Source organism: Mesorhizobium sp. M0207, assembly GCF_040321995.1.
Classification (GTDB): Bacteria; Pseudomonadota; Alphaproteobacteria; order Rhizobiales; family Rhizobiaceae; genus Mesorhizobium.
In genome coordinates this window covers 46521-71672 of record NZ_JAMYSQ010000002.1, presented here as the reverse complement: position 1 = coordinate 71672, position 25152 = coordinate 46521, and the positions used below count along the sequence as shown (strand labels likewise).

The window sequence follows — 25152 nt, the reverse complement described above, 5'->3', positions numbered from 1 at the left end:
TCCCCCTTTTGATCAGCTTTGAGATATTATCTCTACGTCTTGCAGCATATATTAAAATGCGGCGCATTCAATTAGTGATGCGTGACGCATCTGTCTTGAGGCTGTAGAAAACCGGGCGATACGCCCTGCCTCGAACCAAAGCCATGCGGCCATTCCCGTCACGGCCAGTCTTGTCGCCAGCCATCTCGGATTTGCGCGTGATGGGGCTGGCAATGGGCCCTTATCTCGGCCGGCCACTCGATTGGAGCCGCCGCGGGCGCGTCGGCTATCTCTTCGACCTCACTCTACGCTATGAGTGGGTATGGCTGAGTTCGCTTGCTCTTGTCGTTGGGCCGATCTCATCGTGTTCGTGCTTCAGGATCGGCCAAAACAGATAGCTGCCGAAATCCAGGAACAGCGCCTTCGCGAATGTGCTGGCGACGCCGCTAGGCACCATGGCCGCGCTCGGCCTCGCGGCGCCTAATCTGCCAGGTCGGCGCACGATCTCCGCCTTGCTGCTGGTGCCGATGATCGCGCCGGTGGTCATCGTCGGCGTCGGCATGTATTTCGTCTTCTCGATGGCCGGCCTGACCGCGACCCTTCCCGGCCTCATCCTCGGCCATACCTCGCTCGCCGTTCCCTTCGTCGTGGTGACCGTCTCGGCCGTTCTCACCGGTCTCGACAGGCGGCTGCTCTGGGCGGCCGCCAGCATGGGGGCGCCATCCTTCCTCACCTTCCGCAAAGTCACGCTTCCGGTCATTCTGCCGGGCATCGCGTCGGGCGCGCTGTTTGCCTTCGCCACCTCGCTCGACGAAGTCGTGGTGACGATGTTCCTCGCCGGTCCCGGACAACGCACCTTGCCGCGCGAGATGTTCACCATCGCGCGCGACACGCTGACGCCGACCATCGCGGCTGCTGCCACAGTGCTGATCGCCGCCTCGATCGTTTTGCTGATTGCGTCCACAGCGCTCGGCCGCTCGAATCGATAGCGCCGGCCGTCCCGACGGCTTCTGGCCACGGGTTTGTCGATCAAACGCATGTTGCCCAAAACTGCACAGCGGCTCGGGACAGCGGCTCGGATTGAAACAGGAGCGCAAAAGCGCGTCAGCGGATCGTGGTCTATCGCGTAATAAAGCCTTTCAGGAACGCGGCCAGCGATGGAAGTCGAGTTAATCCTGATCGTCCAGCAAAGCGATGGCATCGAACGGTTGTTCGCGCGGCACCCGGATTTCGGCGCCGATACTTTGAAGGCTGGCAAGGAGTGCCGACACCCTTTCGGGCTCTTCCGGGTTCTGTTTCAGCACGCCGCCGGCAAGTCGGGTCAGCGGGCTATGGAGGAATTGCCGCTAGCGGGCAAAGGTGATGCGGATCGCTCCATAGGGTCCGAAATCGGCAGCGATAGTGTCACTGTGGCGACACTCCACGGGCCGGATGAACGAGCCCGACAGCACGGCCTGTCCGGCGGATATCTGCATGCCGTACTGATGCAGCCGGTTGGCCAGCCAGGCGATGCCCTTCGCCGGATGATCGAGCACCCCGGCGCCGAGCCCGGTCTCTTCGACCTCGCCATTGCGCGACAGGATGGCGCCGATCCAGCGCAGGTCGGCCTCGCGCGGTCCGGCACGACGGCCGCCGACGACGACGCCGGCATTGGCGGCATTGTCGGAGATGGTGTCGAAGAAGGTCCGTATCCTGCCGCTCTCCTTGTTGACGCGCTCGATACGGGTGTCGAGGATCTCCAGCGCCGGCGTGATGTAGTCGGTGGCGTCGAGCACGTCGTCGATCGACACGTCCGGACCGGCCAGCGACGCCTTCATTACGAAGGCGATCTCGGCCTCGATGCGCGGCTGGATGAAGCGGCCGGCTGGAACGGTGCCGCCGTCATCGAAGAACATGTCGTCGAACAGCACACCGGAATCCGGAATGTCGATGGCGAGCGCCGACTGCATCGCCTTGGAGGTCAGGCCGATCTTCCAGCCTTTGATCGTCAGGCCCGAGGCCACTTTTCGTTTCACCAGCGCCGCCTGGACGAGATAGGCGTCATCCATCGTCGCCCCGGGGAAATCAAGGCTGAGCAGCCTGATCTGGCGGCGGTCGCGCTCGGCCTCGAACAGCCTCGCGGCCGCGTCTTCGACCTGTTCCGGCGTCATCATCGGCCGGTCCCTTCGTCGACGACGCCGTTGCTGAGCATGCCAATGCCGTCGGCCTCGACCTCGATCACGTCGCCCGGCTTCAGCCAGATTGGCGGGTCGAACCGGGCGCCAGCGCCGGTCGGCGTGCCGGTGACGATGACGTCGCCCGGCGCCAGCGTGGTGAAGGTCGAGATGTAGTTGATGATCTTGCGGAAGGAAAAGATCATGCGGCCGGTGCGGTCCTGCTGGCGAACCTCGCCATTGACGCGCGTGGTCAGCGCGATGTCAGCGATCTGTGCCTCGTCGGTGAACGGCACAAGCCAGGGGCCGATAGAGCCGGTCCGGTCGAAGTTCTTGCCCTGCGTGACGTTGAACTTGGCATGCCGCACCCAGTCGCGGATGGTCCCTTCGTTGCAGAGCGAAAGTGCTGCGATATGGCCCAGCGCATCCGCCTCGGCGATCCTGCGGCCGCCCTTGCCGATGACGATGACGATCTCGCCCTCATAATCGAGCTGCGGCGATTCCGACGGCCGCACGAGGGGCGTGCCATGGCCGACGAAGGAGCGCGGGAAGCGGATGAACAGCGACGGGTTCGAGGGTGCGGCCTGTCCGTCCTTGTACTCCTCGTTGCGGTCCGGATAGTTGACGCCGACGCAGATGATCTTTTCGGGCGAGGGGACGGGTATCTCGTAGGCGATGGCGTCGAGCGGGAAATCGGCGGCGACAGCGTCCGCCTCTTCCGTCAGCCGTCGCAGTGCGCCGGCCTCTATCACCTCGCGCAAACTCGGCCACTGTGCGTGTCGCGCCGACAGGTCGACGACGCCCTTGTCGGTGATTGCGCCGTAGCGCGTTTTGCCGCCAACGGTGAAGGTGGCGAGACGTGCCGCGCTCATTTGTTTCCCCTGCAGTTAGCCGACGTCACGGCGCGACGATCGGCGAGGCCGCCAGATCGGACTTGCGCGGCTCGACGCCGGCAAAGGTGCTGCCTTCCTCGAACCAGCTCTTCGGCGCCGGTGCGCCCCACAGCGTCTGGCGCTGCGGGTCCTTGAGGTCCCATTTGATCGGCTCTAGGTCGGGATCTACCGTCTGGTAGTCCGAACAATAGATCTCGATGCGGTGATTGTCGGGATCACGGATATAGAGGAAGAAGGCGTTGGAAATGCCGTGCCGGCCGGGACCGCGCTCGATGTTCGGCAGCCAGCCGGTGGTCGCCATCAGGTCGAGCAGATCGATGATGTTGAGCGGCGTCGGCACCCAGAAGGCGACGTGGTGCAGACGTGGGCCGATGCCATTGGTGAAGGCGATGTCGTGGACGCCGCCCTTGCGGTGCGTCCATGCCGCCCAAAGTCTTCCGGTCGCGGCATCCTCCGTGTACTCGGTCACGCGGAAGCCGAGTTCGTTGTAGAACGCCACCGATTCATCGACATTGGGCGAGAAGCAGTTGAAGTGGTCGATGCGCAGCGGCTTGACGCCTTTGTACAGCGCATACTTCTGATGGATCGGCGGCAGCCGCTCCATTCTGGAATAGAATTCGAGCGGAATGCCGTGCGGGTCGCGGGTGCGGAAGGTACGCGACTGGTAGGGCCGCTCGACCCATTTCACAGGCAGACCCCTGGCTTTGAAGAAGTGCTCGGCCTTGTCGAGATCGTCGTCGGAAAACAGCTTGAAGCCGAGGTCGCGGGCTTCCGGCGCGGCACCTTTCCTGAGCACGATGCAATGGTGGCCGCGCTCTTCCATGGCGCGCAGATAGATGGCGTCCTTGGTCTCGTCGGTCACCTGCAGGCCGAGCGTGTCGACATAGAACGCGCGCGACTTACCGAGGTCCGTAACAGCCAGCTCGACGTGGCTGAGCCGCACGATGTTGAATGCCGGGTAGAGATTGGGTGTGGGCAAGGGCATCGTTGGGGTCTCCGGTCAGCCGCCGAGCTTCTGGATGGAATGCGGCGCCGTGGCGAACGCGATGTTCTTGGTTTCCATGTAGAAATCGAACGACCAGTCGCCGCCGTCGCGGCCGATGCCTGAGTTCTTGGCGCCGCCGAACGGCGTCGGCAGGTGGCGCACATTCTCCGAATTGACCCAGATCATGCCGGCGTCGAGCGCGTCGGTGAAGCGGAAGGCGCGGGTGACGTCCGAGGTCCAGAGATAGCCGGTCAGGCCGTATTGCGTGTCGTTGGCCAGCGCCAGCGCCTCGGCCTCGTCCTTGAACGAGATGGCGGTCAGCACGGGTCCGAATATCTCTTCCTGGGCGATGCGCATCTTGTTGGTGGCGCCGACGAACAGCGTCGGGCTGACATAGCAGCCGCCGCCCGGACCGGCGAACTTGCCGCCGCCGGCGGCGACGACAGCGCCTTCCGACTTGCCGATCTCGATATAGGACAGCACCTTTTCCTCATGCACCGGATGGATCAGTGGGCCAACCACGGTTTCGGGGTCGAGCGGATGGCCTATCCTGATGCGCTTGGCCTTCTCCGCCACCAGCGCGGTGAACTTGTCGTAGATGCTTTCCTCGACCAGCAGGCGTGAGGACGAGGTGCAGCGCTCGCCGTTCAGCGAATAGATCATGAAGACGGCAGCGTCGGCCGCCCGCTCCAGATCGGCATCGGCAAAGACGATGACCGGGTTCTTGCCGCCGAGTTCGAAATGCACGCGCTTCAGCGTGTCGGCACCCTGCTTCATGATCATCGAGCCGGTGCGGCTTTCGCCGACGAAGCCGATCGCCTTGATGTCGGGGTGTTCGGTCAGCGCTCTGCCGGCGTCCTCGCCAAAGCCGTTGACGAGGTTCCACACGCCCTTCGGCAGGCCGGCCTCCTCGGCGATCTCGACCAAAAGCCGCGCGGTCAGCGGCGAGAACTCGGCTGGCTTGTGGACGATCGTACAGCCGGCGGCGAGCGCCGGCGCGATCTTCCAGGTCGACAGCATGAAAGGTGTGTTCCACGGCGTGATCACGCCGACCGGGCCGACCGGCACGCGCGTCGTCATGTTGACCTGGTTCGGTGCGCGGATCGTGTGGCCGTCGCGGGCCTCCGGCGCGCGGTCGGCGTAGAAGCGGAAGTTCTCCGCGCCGCGCAGCGCTGCCTTGGCCATGAACTTCAATGACTGGCCGGTGTCCATGCATTCGACGAAAGCGATTTCCTCGGCCCGCGCGACGATGGCGTCGGCTATTTTGTGCAACTGCTTCTTGCGGGCGTCGCCTGATATCGCCGCCCAGTCGCGGAAGGCAGCCTTCGCCGCCTTGGCGGCGCGGTCGATGTCGGCGGCCTTGCCGCGTGCCACCTTGGCGATCGGCTTCAGGTCGATTGGCGACAGCGTCTCGTATGTCGAGCCGTCGGCGGCCGGCACGGTTTCGCCGCCGATCTGGTTGAGCACGCCAGCGCTTCTGAAGCGCTCGAGATAGGCCTCGGCCTTTCTCAGATTGTCGTCCAATGCCGCCATGATATGGGTTCCTGTCACTTGCCGCGCAGGCGCGGGTGGATGGCATTCTTCTTCCAGCTTAGTTCGGCATCGATCTCGCGGATCTCCAGCGACAGCGCGAAATGCGGCGTCGTGAACAGAGATGCGAGATGATCCGAAACAGTAGTGAAGATCGCCTCGCCGGTGCGTTTCTTTTCCTCGGCGCTGCGGCCCTTGCCGATGCGGAAGTTCATGTCGATGAACCCGTTCTCCGGGAGGCGATCGGCGATCGCGTATGCCTCGGCGCGAAAAGCGCGTACCCTCACCGCGCCATGTTCGAACAGGCCGGTTTCGAGGATGGTGCGAGCGACCAGCGTGCAAAGCGCGCTGATGTCGACCTTGGCGTCGAGATTCGCCGAATATTCGATCGCCATATGTGGCAAGGTTTCCTCCACCTTGTAATTAACATGTGAATTACATCTTGACGGCGGAATGTCAAGTGTCGTTCTCTATGCAGATACAGCTCTCGATGGTGGGATTGCCGCCCCCGGCGAAATCGCGGATATAGCTGCGATCCGAGTCTCATTGTGTGGTGCGAGTCGTACCGGAATTGGAATTTTTTGGAGACCTGACGTTGCTACCGCCCAGCACCCGCCGCTCCCTGCCCATGGCTCTGCTTCGCGCCCGCGAAGTGATCATGGCGCATTTCCGGCCGATGCTTGCCCGCCACGACATCACTGAGCAGCAGTGGCGCGTGCTGCGTGTGCTTGCCGAAGCCGGGCCGCTCGAGGCAACCGAACTTGCCCATCGCGCCTCGATCCTTCCGCCCAGCCTGACCCGCATCATCAAGGCGATGGAGGAACGGCAGTTCATCACCCGCAACAAGGTCAAGGATGACGGTCGCCGGGCGCTGCTCGCAATCAGCCCGGCCGGGCTGGCGCTGATCGAGGATTTGTCGCCCGAGCGCATCGCCATCTACGATGCGATCGAGCAGCGCTACGGCGCCGAACAGCATGAGCACCTGCTCGACCTGCTCGAAAACCTGATCCAGTCGGAATCATCCGAAAACCAGACTTGACAGCCTCTACCCGCCAAAACTGCCGAGTGCACTCGGCTGCATGTAGTTGCGGCCGACATAGAGCAGCGCCGCCTCGTCGCTGCCGTGGCGGATGTCGACGACGCGGCCGAACATCACATTGTGCGTGCCAACCTTGTTCACGTCGCCGATCTCGCAATCGAAGCTGACGATGGCGTCGAGCAGCGCCGGCATGCCGGACGGCATGGTCTGCCATCTTGCCGCATTGTAGCGCTCGCCCATGTCGCGGATCGTACCGGCGAACTTTGCCGCCAGATGGGTGTGTAACTGCGTCAGCACGTTGACGCAGAAACGCTGGTTGGCGAGGAACAGGCCGGTCTGCGCCGAGCGCTCGTTCATGCACACAAGCAGCGTCGGCGGATCGTCGGAAACGCTGCACATGGCGGTCGCAGTGAAGCCGCCGCGGCCGGCCGGACCATCAGTCGTGACGATGTTGACCGGCGCACAGACCCGCGCCATCGCCTCACGGAACTCCAGCCTTGCAACTTGTGGCTCCATGGCCGGGACCTCAGCTTGCGCCAGCCGGCAGCGGCGGCAGCCAGGTGTCGCCGGTCCAGCCCTTTTCGTCGTAGTCGGCCATGCAGGTGTCGACCAGTTCCTCCATCGCCCTCAGGCGCCCGCCGCGCTCAGCGCCCTTCAGCACCTGCAGCCGCACCTCTTCCGGCGCACCGGCATAGTTGAGCTCATAGAGCGCGTGGCGGCCGCCGAACTCGGTGCCGGTCGCATCCCACAGCAGCTTCATGATCTTGATGCGTTCGACATGGCCCATGTCATTGGAGCCGCGCACGTACTGGGCAAGGTACTTGTCGATCTCCGGATTGTCGAAATCCTTTGCCGAGGACGGCAGGTAGATCAGCCCCGAAGCGATGACTCGGCGCACCGTATCGATAACGCGCGGATAGGCCTCCGACATGAAAGTGCGATAGGCGAGCGCCGCTTCGAGATTGGGCAGCACGGCGCCGTTCGCCCATGGGATCGGGTTGTGCGCCATGGCGTTGGAAAAGCTCCAGAACATGTGGCGCAGCGCAATTACTTCGCCGAGGGCCGCCTGGTTGCCGCGGAAGGCATCCCCGCCCGTCGCGCGCAGCGCCTTCGCCAGCAGGCCTGCGAGGAAGTCGAGCTTGACGGCGAAGCGCGTGCAGCCCTGAAAACAATAGCCGTGCATGAAGCCCGACGCCGGGTGGAAGGAGAGGATCTTCTGCGCATCGCGCAGCACCAGCACGTCCTCCCAGGGGATGAAGACATTGTCCAGCACCAGGATCGCATCGTTCTCGTCGAAACGAGACGACAGCGGATAGTCGAAGGGATGGCCGACCGTGTTGGCCGTCTGCTCGTAAGAGACGCGGCAGAACATCTTTATCCCCGGCGCGTTCATAGGCACGATGAACATCACCGACAATGACGGGTCCTCGGTGACCGTCGCCGAGCTCTGCGCCAGGAAATTGTAATGGGTGAGCGCTGACGACGTCGCCACCACCTTGGCGCCGGACACCCAGATGCCGGCGTCGTTCTCCTTCGTGATGTGCACGAACACGTCCTTCACCTGCTCGGCCGGCTTGTGGCGGTCGATCGGCGGGTTGACGATGGCATGGTTCATGAACAGGGCCGCTTCCTGGGCGCGTTTGTGCCAGGCGAGTGCATTGTCCCTGAACGGGCCGTACCACTCGGCATTGGCGCCGAGCGTGTTCATAAGTGCTGCCTTGTAATCGGGCGTGCGCCCCATCCAGCCGTAGGACATGCGCGACCAGTCGGCGATGGCGGTCTGCTGTGCGGCGAGATCCGCGGCGGAATGGGCGACGCGGAAATATTTGTGCGTGTAGCCGCCAGAACCGGTGTCGGTCGGCGAGGTCAGCACCGCCTGCCGCGCCGGATCGTGCAAGGCATCGTAGAGGCGGGCCAGCGAGCGCGCCGAGTTGCGCATCGCCGGATGGGTGGTGACGTCGGCAATCCGCTCGCCATTGATATAGACCTCGCGCCCGTCGCGCAGGCTCTGCAAATATTCGGCACCGGTAAACGGCCGTTTCGTGTCGGCCCGGAAATCTTCCGATCGCATCATGATCCTCCTTTAACGCGTCAACTGTAGCGATCGTCGTGACAAAGGTTTATGGACGAAAGTATAGAACCACTTGGATTTTTTCGCCGTGATGAGCCAGACTGCCATTCCCGAATTCTTCGTCTACGGCGAACCGGCGCGTGCGCTCGACGTCGGATTCCTGCATGTCGAGACTGTTCTTGCGCGTGCCTCCGTGCATCGCGGCCAGGTTCTCGCGCACAAGCACCCGCAAATGGCGCAGATCACCTTCTGGACCGGCGGCAGCGGCATTTATCGGATCGAAGACGAGACCTGGAGTTTTTCGGCGCCGACGGTGAGCTTCATGCCGAGCGGCGTGGTCCACGGATTCAGCATCGAGACGGGCGCCGACGCCATCGTTGTCTCGGTCGCCGATGCTGCCCTTGCGGCGATCGCTGAGCAGTCCGCGCTGCCGCTCGACCAGCCGGTCTTCGTCACCGGACGCGGTGAAACGGCCCTCTGGGAAAGGTTGGGTGATACGGTTACGATGATCCAGGCGGAATATGCCGACAGGTTGCCCGGTATGGAGAAAATCCTGCCGCCGCTGATCGCCGTGGCATTGTCGGGCATCGCCCGCCTCGATGCGCAGTCGCATGCTGTCGCGGTGCCGGCGACGGTGGCGCTGGGCGGCCGGCTGCGGCGTCTGATCGACCGACACTTTCGCGACGACTGGCCGGTCGAGCGCTATGCCGCCGCGCTCGGCACCACGCGCCATCTGCTCGACAAGGCAGCGCGGCAGGTGCTCGGCGCGGGCGTACGCCAGGCGGTTGGTGAGCGGCGGCTGGTCGAGGCCAAGCGCCTGCTGCTGTTCACCGTGCGCCCGGTCGAGGACATCGCCTATGAGACCGGGTTCAACGACCCGGCTTATTTCTCGCGCTTCTTCCGCGCCGCCGTCGGCCTCTCGCCGGCGGCGTGGCGACGCCTGCGGCTCGGTCAGGACTGAGCGTCACCGTCGCTCAGGCGGCTGCCGTCAGTCCGGCGTCGAGAGCCTCGGCGATCTTTGCCACATCGGCGGACGAGATCACCAGCGGCGGCGACAGGATGATGGTGTTGCCGGAGACGCGCAGCATGACGCCGGCCTTGTAGGCGGCCTCTGCGGCGGCATTCATCGTCTTCTTGTCGGCCGGCTTCTTGGCGGCACGGTCGGAAACCAGTTCGAGCGCCGCCATCAGCCCTTGGTAGCGCACATCGCCGACCAGAGCGTGCTTCGCCCTCAGCGCCTCCAGCGCCTTGCCGAGCTCGACACCGCGCGCCGCCGCATTCTCGTTGACGGCAAGCCGCTTGGTCTCGGCGAGTGTGGCCAGCCCCGCCGCGCAGCCGACCGGATGGCCGGAATAGGTGTAGCCGTGCCCGATCGAGCCGAAGCTGGTCTTGTCGGCCTCGAAGACGTCGGCAACCTTGGCGCTGATCAGCGTGGCGCCGAGCGGGAAGTAGCCCGAGGTGATCGCCTTGGCGATGCTCATGAAATCCGGCTTCACTCCGGAGAGCCGCGAGCCCGACCAGGCGCCGGTGCGACCGAAACCGGTCACCACCTCGTCGGCGACGAGCAGGATGTCGTGACGGTCGCAGATCGCCCGCACCATCGGCATGAAGCTCTCATGCGGAACGATCACACCGCCGGCGCCGAGCACCGGCTCCATGATGAAGGCGGCGATGGTGTCGGCGCCCTGGAAGGCGATCTCGTCTTCGATCGCCCGCGCGCAGAGTTTCGCCAGCTTCGCCGGATCGGTCTCGTCGAACGGATTGCGGTAGGTCCATGGCGCCGGTGTGTGGAAGACGCCGGGCAAAAGCGGCTCGTAGTTGCGCCGGAAATTGGCATTGCCGTTGACCGAGGCGCCGCCGAAATGCGTTCCGTGATAGCCCTTCTTCAGCGCCAGGAACTTCGTCCGGTCGCCCTGGCCCCTGATCTTCCAGTATTGCCGCGACAGCCGCAGTGCCGTCTCGACCGAGTCCGAGCCGCCGGAGGTGAAGAAGGTCCGTACCATGCCCTCGGGAGCGAACCAGTCGCACAGCTCATAGGCAAGCTCGATCGACGGTCCGGTCGAGGTGCCGCGAAAGCCGGAATAATAGGGCAGGGCGTCGAGTTGTGCTGCGATCGCCTTCTTGATCGGATCGCAGCTGTAGCCGAGGTTGACGTTCCACAGGCCCCCGACTGCATCGAGGACGGTGCGGCCTTCGGCATCGGTGACCGAGACGCCTTCGCCCTTCATGATGATCTTTGGCGGCGTCGCGCGCATCTCGGCCGGATGCGCCATCGGATGCCAGATCGGCTTGGCGTTGTTCTCGGTGAGGAAGTTGATGTCGCGCATCGGTGGGAACTCCGTTTCTTGAATTCTTAGGCCGCAACGCCGAAATGGCCGAGCGCCGCTGCATAGCCTTGCCCCGGTTGGGCGACGTCGAAATGCACGGCCAGCATGCCGGCGGCGACCGCGCCGTCGACGTTACGCTTCTGGTCGTCGACGAAGACGCAAGCCGCGGGCGGCAAGTGCAGTGCTTCGCTCACCATCGCATAAGCGCGCGGATCGGGTTTCAGGATGTGCGTGTAGGTGGCGTCGATGATGGTCTCGAACAGCGACAGCAGCGGCAGGCGCTCGCGAAAGCTGTTGCCGTAGAACAAGTCGAGCTCGTTGGAGAGGATGGCGAGCCGGATGCCAGCTTCATGCGCCGCACGGATCGCTCGTTCCGCCTCTGGCCGCACCACCGCTTGCGGGTCGGCGCCGCGCGCCCGCTGCACGAAAGTCGACATGTCGTCCCAGTCCTCGCCGACGAGACGGCCGACTTCACGCGTGCGCGTCTTCCAGTAGTCGCGCTCGCTGATCTCGTCGGCTTGCATGGAACACCACAGCGGGTCGGATGCCGGATCGAACGGCCCGCGCCAGCCGAGCATGCCGGGCGTCAAGTCCAATGCGCGTTCGGTCAACGCGTGCGTTTCGAACAGCGTGCGGGTGACGACGCCGCCGAAATCAAGCACCAGCGCCTTTGGCGATGGCCCGCTCATGCAGCTTGAGTTCCTTCCGGCGCGCCCAGCGGCACAATGCCTTCGGCGACCCAGCGGTCGAAGATCTCCAGTGCCTTGGCGCTGAAGGCGGCGTCGTTGATGTGCCCTGATATCTCGTGCAACTCGGCATTGCCGGGCACGCTCGAGCGCATCTCCTCGACAAAGGCCGACAGCGCCTCCGGTTCGTGCAGCGGCTCGCCCTCCTGGTCCCATTGCTGGATGCCGCCTGCCGGCAGGATGAAGGCGGTCGGCCCGGTTGCGGCGGCGAGCTTCTCGCCGATGGCGCGCGCGATCTCCTTGCGGGTTTCGCCGTCTGATGTCACCGAGGCGAGCAGGCGGTTGTGCGCATGGTACGGCCGTTCGAAGAAACGGGCAGGCACTGCTTGCCAGGTCGGAAAATCCACCATGTCGACGGCGCCAGGTGCCACGATCTGAGGGATGCCTTGCCGACCAGCACTTTCCAGCCGGTCGGAGCCCGAATTCACCACCGAGCCGGTCAGCTGGTTGGCGAGTTCCTGAAGGCTGAAATCCATCACCGCGACGAAGCCGCGTTGCGCGGCGATCGCCTCAAGCGCCCGGCCGCCCATGCCGGTGGTGTGGAAGACGATGACTTCATAGCCGCGCTTCTCCAGCTCCGGCTTCAGCGTCACCATATAGTGCAGGCAGCTTTTTCCCAGCGAACTCATGCCTATCCTGGGCCGCGTCGCGTCCGGCTTAACGACGGCGCGCGCGGCACCCACCACCGCTCCGCAGGCCTGCGACAGCACCGCCTTGCAGGCACTGTTGAGGCCATAGAGACCGCCCGCCCACAGGATCATCATCAGGTCTGTGGCGATCCGTTCTGGTGGCAGCAGATGTGAATAGGCAATGGTCGAGATGACGAATTTCGGCACGCCGAGCGGCAGCGCCAGCGCGACGTCAAGCGCAAGGTCGGTGCCCATCGAGCCACCGAGCGCGATGAAACCGTGGATTTCGCCCTTGTCGCAGAGTGCGCGGGCAAGCCGCGAGGCGCCGAGCGCCATCAGCGTCATCGCCGAATTCTCGTCGCCGCTGGCGATGATCGCCTCGATGGTCGTGTCGGCAGCTTGAGCCACCGCATGCTTGTCATGCGCCGGCTGGTAGGGCGGATCGCCGAGCACGCTCACATCCATCATCACGGCGACACCGCCGACCGCCTCGATGCGCTCGCGCATGAAGAGCAATTCGTCGGCCTTGGTGTCACCGGTGCCTATAACCAGGATTCGGCGTGTCTCCTCCACAGTCAATCTCCTTGCAGGGGTATTTGTTGTCATGCTCGCTTGAGGCCCGGCTGGCCCTGCCGTCCGAAAAGCCGCTCGCTGATAACGCGCGCAGCCGCCGCCACACTGGCGCCATAGCGCTCGATCTCGCCCTTCTGGACCCGCACCTTAGGCGCCGCGACGGCGATGATGCCAATGGCAAAACCGTCGGCGCCGAGGATCGGCGCCGCGACGCTGAGCACGCCCTCCTCGAAGCCTTGCGAGCCGGTCGAGTGCCCGCGCGCGCGGGCGGCGGCGACATGCTCGGCAAGTGTTTTCGCGTCGCCTATTGTGTGGGGCGTGAAGGCCGGCAGCGGTCCGGCCAGAACAGCGTCTCGGATACGCTCTTCCGTGAACGCCAGGAACGCAATGCCAGAAGCCGTCGCATGCATCGGCAGCACCTCGCCGAGTTGCACGCTGACGCGATTGGCCCTGGTCGATTCGACGACATGGACTGTGATCAGGCCGCGCTTCGAATATTCCGACAGGTGCACCGTCTCATCGGTTTCCGCCGCCAGCGCCTCGACCACCGGCACCGCCATGCGCAGGAAGGGGAACTGGGCTTCGCGCATCAGCGCCAGCCGCGCGACACCGGCGCCCAGCCGGTAAAGACGCGTGGCTTCATCCTGCTCGACCAGCCCATGCGCTATCAGGGAGACCAGCAGCCGGCGCGTTGTTGCCTTGTCATGGCCGGCGCGCCGGGCGAGGTCAGCCAACGCCGTCTCGGGCTCGCCGCGACCGAGCATTTCCAGCAGCGTGATGGCCTTGCTCACCGTACCCATGCGTATCTGATCCTCCATCCGATACTTAACGTGCGAATTAACTTGACAGGAAGCCGGTTCCTTTGCAAGTCTATATTCGAAATGTCGTTGCAAATAATGAAACGACAAGGCGGCCCGAAACAGGGCCTCGACATTTCAGGGACACTTGGCTTCCGCAGCGCGGAATTGGAGGGAAAGATGACGACAATTGAAGCCGGCGAAGCGAACCGGCTGAGGAAGAACAGCCTTGGCGTTGGCGCCATCACCTTCATGGTGATCTCGGCAGCGGCGCCTCTGACGGCTGTGGCTGGCGGCACGCCGCTCGGCATGCTGATGGGCAATGGCGCGGGCTTTGCCGGCACCTATCTGATCGTGACGCTGCTGCTGCTGTTGTTCGCGGTCGGCTATGTCGCCATGTCGCGCCATGTCGGCAATGCAGGCGCCTTCTATGCGTATGCGGCGCGCGGGCTCGGCGGTCTCGCCGGCGGCGCCACGGCGCTGATCGCAATCCTGTCCTACAATGCCATGCAGATCGGCGTCATGGGCCTTCTCGGTGCCGCGACCGCCGGGCTGTTCGCCGGCTGGGGCATCAACTTGCCCTGGTGGGCGTGGAGTTTCGTCGCCATCGCCATCGTCGCCGTGCTCGGCTACAGGCAGGTCGACCTGTCGGCCAAGATCCTGACCGTTCTGGTGCTTGCCGAATACGTCGTGGTGCTGATCCTCGACATGGCGATCGTCAAGACCGGAGGCGATAGTGGACTGTCAGCGGCGCCGTTCAGTTGGAGCCAGATCACCAGCGGCGCGCCGGCGATCGCCATCCTGTTCTGCTTTGCCGCGTTCATCGGCTTCGAGGCAACGACGATCTATGCCGAGGAGGCGCGCGACCCCAAGGTCACCATTCCGCGGGCGACATATTTCTCCGTCATCCTGATCGGCGTCTTCTACATGGTCACCGCATGGCTGATGGCGGTCGGTGCCGGCGTTGACAAGCTGCTGCCGGCGCTGCAGGGGCTTCAGGATCCGACCACGTTCCTGTTCGGCCTGTCCGACCGCTACGCCGGAACGATGCTCTCGCACGCCATGAGCATCCTGTTCGTGTCGAGCCTGTTTGCCGGCGTACTGGCGTTCCACAATGCGGTCGCCCGCTACATCTATGTTTCCGGCCGCGAGAAGCTCCTGCCGCGGACCATCGGCGTGACCCATTCGACGCACCAGAGCCCGCATGTCGCCTCGGTCATCCAGAGCGTGCTTGCCGCTGTCGTCGTCGGGCTCTTCGCCGTGCTTGGCCTTGACCCGGTGCTGGCGCTGTTTTCGTGGCTGACCAACGTTGCCACTCTCGGCGTCATCGTGATGATGGCGGTGGCCTCGCTCGCCGTCGTGATGTTCTTCCGTGCCAACCCGTCCAGTCAGGAGAACGCGGTGAAGACCACAATCCTGCCGGGGCTGACCTTCATCGCCTTCGTCATCATCATCTACCTGATCGTCATCAATTTCGGCGGCCTGTCCGGTGCTGGCGGGTTCCTCGGCGTGTTCCTGCCGGCGCTGGTGCTGATCGCGGCCGTGGTTGGCCTTGTGCTGGCGAGCGCGTTGAAGAGCCGGGATCCGGTGGCCTTCGCCGAGCTTGGACAGCCTTTGAAGGACTGAGATCAAGAGGGGCGGCGCATGACGCCGCCCCCTTCTTCACCCTAGGGGAGTAGCGGCGTTGAGCTTTGCCGAGAGCATCACCGTTGAGGCGCTGGAAGCCGATCCGTATCCGATCTATGCTGAACTGAGGCGCAACGCGCCGGTCGCTTTCGTGCCGGCGGTCAACCTCTGGTTCGTCACCCGCTGGAAGGATGTCGAAACGGTCGCGAAGTCGCCCGACATCTTCTCCGCGGTTGTCGGGACATCCCCGGTCGAACGCTCCTTCGGCAAGCCGACCATCCTGACCACCGACGGAGACGTCCACAAGGATCTGCGCCAGGGCGTCGACCCGAAATACCGGCCGCGCACCGTCGCTTCCTATGCCGGGGATCTCGTGCGCTCGATCGCCGGACCCTATCTCGACCGGATCGCCGAGCAGGGTGCGGCGGAACTGATGGCCGAGTATTTCGAGCCGGTGTCGACGCTCAGCCTGGCGCGCTCGCTCGGGCTGGCCGACATCGACATGCCGACCTTGCGGCGCTGGTTCTATGGCCTTGCCCAGGGCGCCATCAATTTCGAGAACGATCCGAAGCGCCAGGAAATCGCCGATGCGATCAGCGCCGAGGTTGGCGCCGCCATCCTGCCGACGCTGGAGAGGCTTGTCCACGCGCCTGACGACTCCGCCCTGTCGCACATACTGCATGACGGCATGCCGCAGGGTGCGACCCGCGCCATCGACTTCGTGATGCCGAGCATCAAGGTCATCCTGCTCGGTGGCATGCAGGAGCCCGGCCATGGCGCCGGCTCCATACTTGCCGGCCTGCTTTCGCATCCCGAGCAGATGCGGCAGGTGCTGGACGATCTGGAAACCTTGGTGCCGAAGGCGGTCGACGAGGGTCTGCGATGGGTCGCGCCGATCGGCACGCAGACGCGCCAGACGACGCGCGCGGTCGAGCTCGGCGGCGTGACCATCCCGGCGGGCGCGCCAGTCGCCGCGCTCGTCTCCTCGGCCAGCCGCGACGAAATCCGGTTCTCCGATCCCGACCGTTTCGACATCCTTCGTGATGAAGGCAACCACGCTGCCTTCGGCTTTGGCCATCACTTCTGTTCGGGTCGGTTTTTTGCGCGCGAGCAGATGTGCCTCGCGGTAAGGCTTCTGCTGGAACGGTTTCCGGATCTGCGGCTGGTGCCAGGCAAGGAACCGGTGTTCCGGGGCTGGGAATTTCGCGCGCCAACCACCCTGCATGTCGCCTTCGGAGCCGGTACCCAATGATCAACCAGAACACCATCGATATGCTGCGCAAGGCCGAGGTCGGCGTGCGAAACCTCTTCATCGATGGTGCGCAGACCGCAGGTGCAAGTGGCGCCACGCTGCCCGTGATCTCGCCGATCGATGGCCGCCCGTTCGCCAGCATCGCCGACGGCAACGCCGTCGATGTCGATCGCGCCGTGGCGTCGGCGCGCAAGGCGTTTGAGAAGGGCTCGTGGTCGCGCGCCGCCCCCGCCTTCCGCAAGAAGATTCTGACGAAGTTAGCCGAGCTGGTCGAAAAGCATGTCGATGAACTGGCGGTGCTTGGCGTCCGCGACAACGGCACCGAGATCGGCATGGCCTACAAGGCCGAGCCGTTATCGGCCGCGGGCACCATCCGCTACTACGCGGAGGCTATCGACAAGGTCTATGGCGAGATCGCGCCGACGGCCGAGAATGTGCTCGGGCTGATCCACAAGGAGCCGCTCGGCGTTGTCGGCGTCATCGTACCCTGGAATTTCCCATTGATGATCGGCGCCTGGAAGATCGCGCCGGCGCTGGCTGCCGGCAATTCCATCGTCGTCAAGCCGCCCGAGGTCGCTTCGCTGACGCTTCTGCGGCTGGCTGAGCTCGCTGCCGAAGCCGGGCTTCCCGCCGGTGTGTTTAACGTCGTTACCGGCCGTGGCGCGGTTGCCGGCGAGGCGCTCGGCCTGCACATGGATGTCGACGCCATAGCCTTCACCGGCTCGGGGCCGGTCGGCCGGCATCTGCTTGAGTATGCGGCGCGTTCCAATCTGAAGCGCGTCTTCCTCGAACTCGGCGGCAAGTCGCCCAACATCGTCTTTGCCGACGCCCCGGACCTGAAACAGGCCGCAGTCGTCTCGGCCAACGGCATTTTTCGCAATTCCGGCCAGGTCTGCGTTGCCGGCTCGCGCCTGCTCGTCCAGGCGTCGGTCTACGACCGCTTCATGGACGAGCTCCTCGCAGCGACCACGCGGCTGAAGGTCGGCGATCCGCTCAATCTGACGAGCGACGTCGGTGCGGTATCAAGCGCCGAGCAGCTGGACAAGAATCTCGGCTTCGTCGAACGGGCGACAGCTGAAGGCGCCCGTCTGGTCACCGGCGGCGGACGGATCCTGGCCGAAACCGGCGGCAGCTACATGGCGCCGACGATCTTCGAGAACGTGACGCAAGAGATGCAACTCGCCCGCGAGGAGGTGTTTGGGCCGGTGCTCGGCGTGATGCGCTTCGAGACCGAGGAAGAGGCGGTGCGGCTTGCCAATTCGACGGTCTATGGCCTTGCCTCGGCGGTGTGGACCGCCAACCTCTCCACGGCGCATCGTATGGTGCGCAACATCAATGCCGGCGTCGTCCACGTCAACACCTATGGCGGCGCCGACATCACCGTGCCGCTCGGCGGCGTCAAGCAGTCCGGCTTCGGTCGCGACAAGTCGATGCATGCGCTGGACAAATACACCGATCTCAAAACGGCCTGGATTTCTCTCGGCTGACCGTTTCTCGCTAAGCGCTGCCGAGGATGAAATCGGCACAGCGGTCGGCGATCATGATCACCGGCGCGTTGGTGTTGCCACTGATGAGCCTGGGCATGACCGAGGCATCGCAGATCCGCAGGCGCGGCACGCCGCGGACGCGCAACCGCGGATCGACCACGGCACTGTCGTCATTGCCCATCCGGCAGGTTCCCGATGGGTGGTAGACTGTCTTGGCGTGTTCGAGGATGTGGCCGACGATCGCCTGGTCAGGAAGATCCGCGGCCGCGCCCGGCGAAAGCTCCTCCGCCACCATGGCCTGCAGCGCCGGCTGGCGCAGGATGGTGCGGGCGATCTTCATGCCGGCCAGCAGCAAGGCGAGATCGTCCGGATCGGACAGGAAGCCGGTGGTGAAGCGGATCGGATCGGCCGCATCGCGCGAGCGCAGCCTGACCGTGCCGCGCGACTTCGGCCTGAGCACACAAGGATTGATCTCCATGCCGTGCCGCTCGATCGAGCCGTGTTCGGCGCTCTCGATCATCACCGGCAGGACGTGGAACTGGATATCGGGACGGCCATCGCCATCGGCGTCGAAGAAGCCGCCGCTCTCGACCACATTCGAGGTGAGCAGGCCGGTGCGGAACATGAGGTACTGCAGGCCGTGGCGCAGCGCCCGCAGGCCACGGTCCTCACCAAGCAGCGAGATCGGCTGGCGCGTCAGCGCATAGACGGGAGCCGCGACGTGATCCTGCAGGTCGCGGCCGACCGCGGGCATGTCGCGGATGACGGGAATGCCCAGCGCGGTCAGATGTTCGGCTGGCCCCAGTCCCGACAGCATCATCAGCTTCGGCGTCGCCAGCGCGCCTGATGTGAGGATCACTTCGGCTTCCGCCGTCGCTGTATGGGTCTGTCCGTCCGATGTGGTGTAGGCGAGGCCGCTTGCCGCGCCGTTTTCCAATGTCACGCCGGTGACAAGCGCATCGGTGACGACGGTGAGGTTGGCATTGCCTGCCAACGGCTTCAGGAACACCTTTGCCGCCGATTGTCTTTCGCCATTCGCGGTCGTCGTCTGGTAAAAGCCGACGCCTTCCTGCCTGTCCCCGTTGAAGTCGTCATTGAAGGGATAGCCGGCCTGTTGCGCGGCCCTGACATAGGCCAGAGACAGCGGATGGCGATGGCGGGGATCGGAGACGGGCAGCGGTCCGGTGGTGCCGTGGCGATCGCCGGCCAGCCGCTCGTTGCGCTCCAGCCGCCTGAACACCGGCAGCACCTCGTCCCAGCCCCAGCCGGGACAGCCAAGGTCGCGCCAGTCATCATAGTCCTGCGGCTGGCCCCTGACATAGAGCATGGCATTGATCGACGACCCGCCGCCCAGCGTGCGGCCCTGCGGCACCGGTAGCCGGCGGCCGCCGACGCTGGGTTCGGGATCGGATTCGTAGATCCAGCTGCGCGCCGTGCCGATCACCTTGGCGAAGGTGGCGGGCATGTCGATGAAGCGCGAATTGTCGGCCGGCCCGGCTTCGACGATCAACACGCGCTGGCCGGTATTGACCAAGCGGTTGGCCAGCGTGCAGCCGGCCGAGCCGGCGCCGGCGATGATGTAGTCGTACGCAGCGTTCATGGCGTCAGGCGTAGCGCATGATGACGGTCTTGGTCTCGAGATAGCCGTCGATCGCCGCGCGGCCGTGTTCGCGGCCGATGCCGGACTGCTTGAAGCCGCCGAAGGGTGCCGCAGGGTCCAGCGTGTTATGCGAATTGACCCACACCGTGCCGGCCTTGAGGCCGTGGACGGCGGTCATCGCCTTGCCCATGTCGCGGGTCCAGATCGAGGCCGACAGGCCATAGCGCGTGTCGTTGGCGATATGGATCGCCTCGTCGAGATCGGCGACCGGCATCGCCGCTACCACCGGACCGAACACCTCCTCACGCGCGATCTCCATGTCGGGCCTGATATTGTGCAGGATGGTCGGCGCGACATAATGGCCCCTGGCCGGTACCGACCGCGCGCCGCTGACGCGTTCGCCGCCGGCCGCCAGGCTGCGCTCGACAAAGCCCTCGACGCTCCTTCGATGCTTGGCCGAGACCAGTGGGTTGATCTGGGCTTCGGCATCGCGGCCGGCGCCCAGTGTCATGCCATCGGCGATCTCGGCCAGCCGCGTCAGCGTGCGGTCATAGATAGACTTTTCGATCAGCAGCCGCGAGGCCGAGGTGCAGACCTGGCCCTGGTTGAAAAACATGCCGAGCCCGGCGACCAGGGGCTCAATGCCCTCTTCCATGTCGGCAAGCAGGATCATCGGCGATTTCGACCCGAGCTCCAGCGTGAAGCGGGCGACATGGTCGACGGCCGCGTGGCCGACGCGTTTTCCCACTTCCGTCGAACCGGTGAAGGTCAATTTGTCGATGCCGGGATGACGGATCAGCGCCTCGCCGGTGACGCTGCCGCTGCCGGTCACGATGTTGATGACGCCGGGCGGGAAGCCTGACGCCTTGATCAGTTCTGCGAGCCTGAGCAGGCCGAGCGGCGTCTCCTGCGGCGGCTTCAACACCACGGTGCAGCCGCAGGCGAGCGCCGGCGCGATCTTCCACATGCCGATCAGCAACGGGAAATTCCACGGCACGATGGCGCCGACGACGCCGACCGGTTCCATTATGGTCATCGCTTGATGCCTGGCGCCAGGCGGCACCGGAATGGACACCTGGAAGGTCGAGCCCTCGATCTTGGTCGCCCACCCGGCATAATAGCGCAGCCAGTCGACGCTGCCGCCGGCGCTAAGCATGCGGGCGACACCTAGCGACTTGCCGTTCTCGATGCTTTCGATCTCGGCCAAGAGATCGGCATCGGCCTCGATGGCGTCGGCGAGCTTCAGCATCAGGTTCTGGCGGTCGACCGGCCGCATTGAGGCCCACGGGCCTTCAAGGGCTGCACGCGCAGCACGCACCGCCTGGTCGACCAGTTCGGGACCGCTCTCGGGCACATGCGCGACGATCTCGCCGGAGGCGGAATCATCGACAGCGAGGCCATTTCCCGCCAAGCCGTCAACAAAGCGTCCATTGATGAAGGGCCGGTGCGGACGCGCCAGGAAAGCGGCGGCAGCAGTGCTGATCGGCGGCACGGTTCTCTCGTTCACGCCATCCTCCTCGATTGCTGGTGAACACGTTGCATCAGGGTTATGGAGCGTGTCGGCTGGCTTCAAGCGGCTGATGGTGCCAGTGCACGCTCAGTCAAAACAAAGTTCCCGCTTGGACAAGACGCCCCGCAGTCGACTGGCCTAGACCAAAGTCGCATCGAGCAGCGTGTTTTGCGCAGGCTTCCCGGTTGTCAAAGAGGTGTCGACGATTGAGTGCGTTGCTGGGCAATCCGATGGTCACCACTGCTGCGCTGCCACTCGCGCTCGGCACGGTGATGGCGCTGTTGGCAAGGGTCGCACTGCCGGGATCAGTGCTTTCTCTGCTGTGGGCCGCTTTGATTTTGTTCTTCTATTGGGACACGCTCGGGCCGCCTGTGGTGCCGCCGGTCGCCGCCAGCCAGAAGCTGATCTATCTCGCCTTTGGCGGCATCGTCGTGGGCCTGTTGCCCGAACGCCTGTTGAGCGCTGCCGTTGCGGGCAAGCTTGTCGCCGCCGCGCTTGCGGTAGCCTTGCTGTGGCTTGGCTGGCGCCGCCTGGCCGGCGGTGCGCTCGACCTGCAGATGGTCGCCGCCCTCATCGCCGGCCTGTTGGCGATCGTCGGCGCCGCGATGCTGCTGTCGGCGCGGTCCTCGCCATCGTCGTCCGCCGAAGCGCCGTTCCTGGTGCCGGCGGCGATGCTCGCTTTTTGCCTGGCCGGCGCCATCATCTCGGTGCTTGGCGCCTCGATCGTCACCGGGCAATTGCTGGGATCGCTTGCCGCGCTCGCCGGCGGCTGGTGTCTTGTCCAGTACATCACAGTGCTGCGCGGAGGCTCCGCCGTTGCCTGGAGCAAGGGCACTGAACTGCTGCTTATCTACGCCGCAGCCACCGTGCAGATCCAGGTCGCGCTGCTGGCGCCGAAGGCTAATCCGGTCGCGCTGGTGCTTTCATCCTTGCCGCTGATCGTGGCCATGCTGATGCCCGGTCCGCTGCGGGGCCTTGTTCCCGGCGTCCGGCCGTTGCGGCCGCCGATTGCCGGTCTGCTGATCGCCACACCGGCGATATTGGCCATCCTGACGGCGATCCTATGGGCGCCGCATGGAGCCGCCCTCGGCTTTTCCTGAGCCAAAGAACGACAACCAACAATGGGGAGAGTTACGTGACGATGAGAAAACTGACGGCCGCGTTGGCCTTTGCCTCGGTGTGCGCATTCGCATCGGCAGCACATGCCGACACTTACGAGATCGACGGCCAGCACGCCTGGATCACCTTCACCATAAAGCACGGCATCTACGGCATCGCGCATGGCCAGTTCGATGCGGTGAAGGGCGCCATCGTGATGGACAAGGCCGATCCATCGAAAAGCAGCGTCAAGGCCGAGATCGATGTCGGCTCGGTGCACACCGCCTATGACCAGCGCGACAGCGATTTGAAAGGCCCCGACTTCTTCAACGCCGCCGAATTCCCGGCGATCTCCTTCGAAAGCACCAAGGTAGAGAAGGTCAGCGACAAGACCGGCAAGGTCACCGGCAATCTCACCATCAGCGGTGTGTCCAAAGAGATCACCCTCGACGTGACGCTGATCAACGAGGCGCCGGCGCCGTGGGATGCGACGCTGACCAAGGCGGCGTTCAGCGCCACAGGCAAGGTCAGTACGGCCGACTTCCCGATGGCCAAGGCCGCGGCCGGCTTCGGCCTTGGACCGGATGTCGACATCGTCATGGATTTGGAAGCGGTGAAAAAGTAATCCGGCGAGCGAGTGCCGCGCGCAAGGTCGCGCGGCACTTCATCGGACAGGGCGCAAAGTGCGCACTCAGTCAAAACAAAGTTCTCGCTCGGACAAGACGCAGATTGGCCGGTGCCGCATTATTCCCAGCGAAGATCGGCACATAGCCGGCGCGCTTACCAATCGGGATGGAACAATGCGATTTTCGGGAAAGACGGCTTTCATTACCGGCGGCGGCACCGGGATCGGCGCGGCGGTGGCCAGGCGCATGGCGGCCGACGGCGCCAAGGTGGTCCTGATGGGCCGGCGGCGCGAGCCGCTGGAAGCTGTGACCAAGGATATTGGCGGTCTGGTGGTGCAGGGCGATGCCGCCGATCCGAAGGCGGTGCGTGCGGCGCTTGCCGAAGTGCATGAAAAAATCGGACCGGTCGACATCCTCGTCGCCAATGCCGGCGGCCATGGTGTCGGCCCGACGATTTCGATGAGCGACGAAACCTGGAGCCTGGCGACGCGCACCAATCTCGACACCGCTTTCGTCTGCGCCCGCGAATGCCTGCCGGACCTGATCGCGCGGAAGGGCAACATCGTCGTCGTTGCCTCGATCGCCGGCCTGTTTGCCGGCCCGGACGCCGCCGGCTACGTCACCATGAAGCATGCCTGCATCGGCTTCGGCAAATCGCTGGCGCGCGACTATGGCCGCAAGGGCGTGCGCACCAACATCATCTGCCCGGGTTGGGTCTCGACCGACATGGCCGACGAACAGATGGCGGTGATCGTCGAGAAGCACGGACTTGGCTCGATCGACGATGCCTACCGGCTGGTGACCAGGGACGTCCCGCTCGGCCGGCCGGCGACACCGGAAGAGGTTTCCAACGTCGTCTGCTTCGTCGCTTCGAGCGAGGCGGCCATGATGAACGGTTCGATCCTGACCGTCGATGGCGGCGCCACCGTCGTCGACCTGCCGACATTAGCTTTTGTCGATTGATTGGGAGAGTGCGATGAACGACCAGAACAGGCCGGCGGACTGGAAGCATTTCGACGATTTCGCCGCCGGCATCGCCACCAACCGGCTGGCGACGACATCAGCGTTGCGCGGCCAGACCTTCAAGATCACGCTCGACACGGGGCGCACAATCGACCTTGCCTTCACGTCGCCCGACACGGTGGCGTGGAGCGAGGGCAGCGAGGCCGGCGCGGACTGGTACGAGGCGCTCGAAGTCGCCGCCAACGTGTTCTTCATCAACATGACTTTCGCCGCCCGGCCGACCGAGGATGAGGCCTACATCGTCAACACCAGCACGCGCCGCGTGCTGTCGGTGCGCGAACGGGTGCGTGAAGCAGGCGAAGCGCCCGGCGAGCCGCGCGTCGCGCAGACCTGGTCGGCCGGCGTGCTCGGGGATCCCAGCAACGCGCCGACCGGTATCAAGCCGGCGCCGACCCGGGACCTGATCGGGCTCACCGCGCACTACACATACAGCCCCAACCACGTCTACGAGCACATCTATCTGAGCTCCGAGCGCTATGCCTGGCAGAACCTCGTCGGCATCCAGCGTGGCCATGGCGACGTCGACCTGGCGACCACCTGGAAGTTTGCCGACAACCAATATGTGTTCGGCTTCCGCGAGTTCATCATCCCGGTCGCCTCGCTGTTCTTCTACAATTGGGACGTCATGCGCTCGACCGGGAAATTCCTCGGCGTGACCAGCCTGGGCAAGGTCGAGAACAAGCCGGCCGGCGCTCACATCGAGAAGAAATCCAGAACCGTCTACGACGAAGGCAAGGCGCCGGTCTGACCGCGCGGGAGAACGCGATGAACAAGAACTACGAAGCGATCAAGGCCCATTACGCCGGTTCCGATGCCAAGGACCTATCTGCGATGATGGCGCCAATCACCAGCCGCACCGCCTGGACCGAAATGGCGGGCTTCCCCTATGCCGGCACCTATGTCGGCCCCGACGCCATCATAGCGGGGGTCTTCAAGCGCATCGGCGAGGAGTGGGACGGCTACACGCTGAAGCTCGAAAGACTGGTCGACGGCGGCGCCACCATCGTCGGCATCGGCACCTATTCGGGCACCTACAGGAAGACCGGCAAGCAAATGTCGGCGCGCGTCGTCCATGTCTGGGAGATGGACGACGGTAAAGCCGTGAGTTTCGAGCAGTTCACCGATACCAGGCTGGTCGCGGCAGCGACGGTCTGAGGCATGCGGGCGGGCGCCGATGCGTCCGGCCGATGAAACAACCTGGGAGGATG

Annotated in this window: 25 protein-coding genes; 11 read left to right on the top strand and 14 right to left on the bottom strand. The window is 64.5% G+C overall.

Annotation, left to right across the window (positions count from 1 at the left end; all coding sequences use genetic code 11):
* Positions 1 to 289: 289 nt before the first annotated feature.
* On the bottom strand, positions 290 to 436 hold the full coding sequence (locus NKJ15_RS04140; RefSeq protein ID WP_352814216.1) for a hypothetical protein: 147 nt from the start codon (positions 434 to 436) through the stop codon (positions 290 to 292).
* Here NKJ15_RS04140 and NKJ15_RS04135 point away from each other — a divergent pair.
* Positions 435 to 968, top strand: coding sequence for an ABC transporter permease (locus NKJ15_RS04135; protein WP_352814213.1), 534 nt, complete (start codon positions 435 to 437; stop codon positions 966 to 968). The genes NKJ15_RS04140 and NKJ15_RS04135 overlap by 2 nt on opposite strands.
* A 357-nt stretch (positions 969 to 1325) precedes the next feature.
* Here NKJ15_RS04135 and hpaH read toward each other — a convergent pair whose 3' ends face one another.
* The 5 genes from hpaH to NKJ15_RS04110 are packed head-to-tail and all read right to left on the bottom strand — an operon-like array spanning position 1326 to position 5944.
* Entirely contained in the window at positions 1326 to 2132 is an 807-nt protein-coding gene (hpaH, locus tag NKJ15_RS04130; RefSeq protein WP_352539282.1) for a 2-oxo-hept-4-ene-1,7-dioate hydratase, read from the bottom strand.
* Positions 2129 to 3004 (bottom strand): fumarylacetoacetate hydrolase family protein, encoded by an 876-nt coding sequence (locus tag NKJ15_RS04125; RefSeq protein WP_352814210.1) that lies wholly within the window; start codon positions 3002 to 3004, stop codon positions 2129 to 2131. Before NKJ15_RS04125 ends, hpaH begins: the two co-directional genes overlap by 4 nt.
* 25 nt (positions 3005 to 3029) lie before the next feature.
* On the bottom strand, positions 3030 to 4010 hold the full coding sequence (gene hpaD / locus NKJ15_RS04120) for a 3,4-dihydroxyphenylacetate 2,3-dioxygenase (protein ID WP_352469637.1): 981 nt from the start codon (positions 4008 to 4010) through the stop codon (positions 3030 to 3032).
* A 15-nt stretch (positions 4011 to 4025) separates the two neighbouring features.
* A complete protein-coding gene (hpaE, locus tag NKJ15_RS04115) occupies positions 4026 to 5543 on the bottom strand; it encodes a 5-carboxymethyl-2-hydroxymuconate semialdehyde dehydrogenase (protein ID WP_352539281.1) in 1518 nt (505 codons plus the stop codon).
* A 14-nt stretch (positions 5544 to 5557) separates the two neighbouring features.
* Positions 5558 to 5944, bottom strand: coding sequence for a 5-carboxymethyl-2-hydroxymuconate Delta-isomerase (locus tag NKJ15_RS04110; RefSeq protein WP_352503132.1), 387 nt, complete (start codon positions 5942 to 5944; stop codon positions 5558 to 5560).
* Between the two features lie 224 nt (positions 5945 to 6168).
* On the opposite strand from NKJ15_RS04110, the gene hpaR reads away from it, so the two are divergent.
* Entirely contained in the window at positions 6169 to 6579 is a 411-nt protein-coding gene (hpaR, locus tag NKJ15_RS04105) for a homoprotocatechuate degradation operon regulator HpaR (protein WP_352685406.1), read from the top strand.
* 6 nt (positions 6580 to 6585) lie between these two features.
* On the opposite strand, the gene NKJ15_RS04100 is transcribed toward hpaR, so the two are convergent.
* Positions 6586 to 7095 (bottom strand): flavin reductase, encoded by a 510-nt coding sequence (locus NKJ15_RS04100; protein ID WP_027027471.1) that lies wholly within the window; start codon positions 7093 to 7095, stop codon positions 6586 to 6588.
* Between the two features lie 10 nt (positions 7096 to 7105).
* Entirely contained in the window at positions 7106 to 8650 is a 1545-nt protein-coding gene (locus NKJ15_RS04095; protein ID WP_352814583.1) for a 4-hydroxyphenylacetate 3-hydroxylase N-terminal domain-containing protein, read from the bottom strand.
* A 91-nt stretch (positions 8651 to 8741) separates the two neighbouring features.
* On the opposite strand from NKJ15_RS04095, the gene NKJ15_RS04090 reads away from it, so the two are divergent.
* Positions 8742 to 9611 (top strand): helix-turn-helix domain-containing protein, encoded by an 870-nt coding sequence (locus NKJ15_RS04090; RefSeq protein ID WP_352469641.1) that lies wholly within the window; start codon positions 8742 to 8744, stop codon positions 9609 to 9611.
* Positions 9612 to 9624: 13 nt separating this feature from the next.
* On the opposite strand, the gene NKJ15_RS04085 is transcribed toward NKJ15_RS04090, so the two are convergent.
* The 4 genes from NKJ15_RS04085 to NKJ15_RS04070 are packed head-to-tail and all read right to left on the bottom strand — an operon-like array spanning position 9625 to position 13725.
* On the bottom strand, positions 9625 to 10977 hold the full coding sequence (locus tag NKJ15_RS04085; protein WP_352814206.1) for an aminotransferase class III-fold pyridoxal phosphate-dependent enzyme: 1353 nt from the start codon (positions 10975 to 10977) through the stop codon (positions 9625 to 9627).
* A gap of 26 nt (positions 10978 to 11003) precedes the next feature.
* Positions 11004 to 11666, bottom strand: coding sequence for an HAD family hydrolase (locus NKJ15_RS04080; RefSeq protein WP_352814203.1), 663 nt, complete (start codon positions 11664 to 11666; stop codon positions 11004 to 11006).
* On the bottom strand, positions 11663 to 12958 hold the full coding sequence (locus NKJ15_RS04075; protein WP_352814201.1) for a Tm-1-like ATP-binding domain-containing protein: 1296 nt from the start codon (positions 12956 to 12958) through the stop codon (positions 11663 to 11665). The genes NKJ15_RS04080 and NKJ15_RS04075 overlap by 4 nt, the downstream gene beginning before the upstream one ends.
* Entirely contained in the window at positions 12955 to 13725 is a 771-nt protein-coding gene (locus NKJ15_RS04070; protein WP_352685376.1) for an IclR family transcriptional regulator, read from the bottom strand. The genes NKJ15_RS04075 and NKJ15_RS04070 overlap by 4 nt, the downstream gene beginning before the upstream one ends.
* A 177-nt stretch (positions 13726 to 13902) precedes the next feature.
* On the opposite strand from NKJ15_RS04070, the gene NKJ15_RS04065 reads away from it, so the two are divergent.
* From NKJ15_RS04065 to NKJ15_RS04055, 3 genes are read left to right on the top strand one after another with little or no spacing between them, the layout of a single operon-like run.
* Complete coding sequence (locus NKJ15_RS04065; RefSeq protein WP_352469646.1) at positions 13903 to 15348, top strand: APC family permease; 1446 nt, start codon at positions 13903 to 13905, stop codon at positions 15346 to 15348.
* 58 nt (positions 15349 to 15406) lie between these two features.
* A complete protein-coding gene (locus tag NKJ15_RS04060) occupies positions 15407 to 16600 on the top strand; it encodes a cytochrome P450 (RefSeq protein ID WP_352469647.1) in 1194 nt (397 codons plus the stop codon).
* Positions 16597 to 18087, top strand: a complete 1491-nt coding sequence (locus NKJ15_RS04055; RefSeq protein ID WP_352814198.1) for an aldehyde dehydrogenase — start codon at positions 16597 to 16599, stop codon at positions 18085 to 18087. Before NKJ15_RS04060 ends, NKJ15_RS04055 begins: the two co-directional genes overlap by 4 nt.
* A gap of 10 nt (positions 18088 to 18097) precedes the next feature.
* Here NKJ15_RS04055 and NKJ15_RS04050 read toward each other — a convergent pair whose 3' ends face one another.
* Together NKJ15_RS04050 and NKJ15_RS04045 are read right to left on the bottom strand one after the other, a co-directional pair.
* A complete protein-coding gene (locus tag NKJ15_RS04050) occupies positions 18098 to 19687 on the bottom strand; it encodes a GMC family oxidoreductase (protein WP_352469649.1) in 1590 nt (529 codons plus the stop codon).
* Between the two features lie 4 nt (positions 19688 to 19691).
* On the bottom strand, positions 19692 to 21194 hold the full coding sequence (locus tag NKJ15_RS04045) for an aldehyde dehydrogenase family protein (protein WP_352814195.1): 1503 nt from the start codon (positions 21192 to 21194) through the stop codon (positions 19692 to 19694).
* 209 nt (positions 21195 to 21403) lie between these two features.
* Between NKJ15_RS04045 and NKJ15_RS04040 the strand changes: the two genes are divergently transcribed.
* The 5 genes from NKJ15_RS04040 (at position 21404) to NKJ15_RS04020 (ending at position 25099) form a co-directional block, all read left to right on the top strand.
* Positions 21404 to 22297, top strand: a complete 894-nt coding sequence (locus tag NKJ15_RS04040) for a hypothetical protein (RefSeq protein WP_352814194.1) — start codon at positions 21404 to 21406, stop codon at positions 22295 to 22297.
* 41 nt (positions 22298 to 22338) lie between these two features.
* Complete coding sequence (locus tag NKJ15_RS04035; RefSeq protein ID WP_352539477.1) at positions 22339 to 22920, top strand: YceI family protein; 582 nt, start codon at positions 22339 to 22341, stop codon at positions 22918 to 22920.
* A gap of 175 nt (positions 22921 to 23095) precedes the next feature.
* Positions 23096 to 23884, top strand: coding sequence for an SDR family NAD(P)-dependent oxidoreductase (locus NKJ15_RS04030; RefSeq protein WP_352469653.1), 789 nt, complete (start codon positions 23096 to 23098; stop codon positions 23882 to 23884).
* Between the two features lie 13 nt (positions 23885 to 23897).
* Positions 23898 to 24692, top strand: a complete 795-nt coding sequence (locus NKJ15_RS04025) for a MoaF C-terminal domain-containing protein (RefSeq protein ID WP_352469654.1) — start codon at positions 23898 to 23900, stop codon at positions 24690 to 24692.
* Between the two features lie 17 nt (positions 24693 to 24709).
* Complete coding sequence (locus NKJ15_RS04020) at positions 24710 to 25099, top strand: nuclear transport factor 2 family protein (RefSeq protein ID WP_352469655.1); 390 nt, start codon at positions 24710 to 24712, stop codon at positions 25097 to 25099.
* The last annotated feature ends 53 nt before the right edge of the window (positions 25100 to 25152 follow it).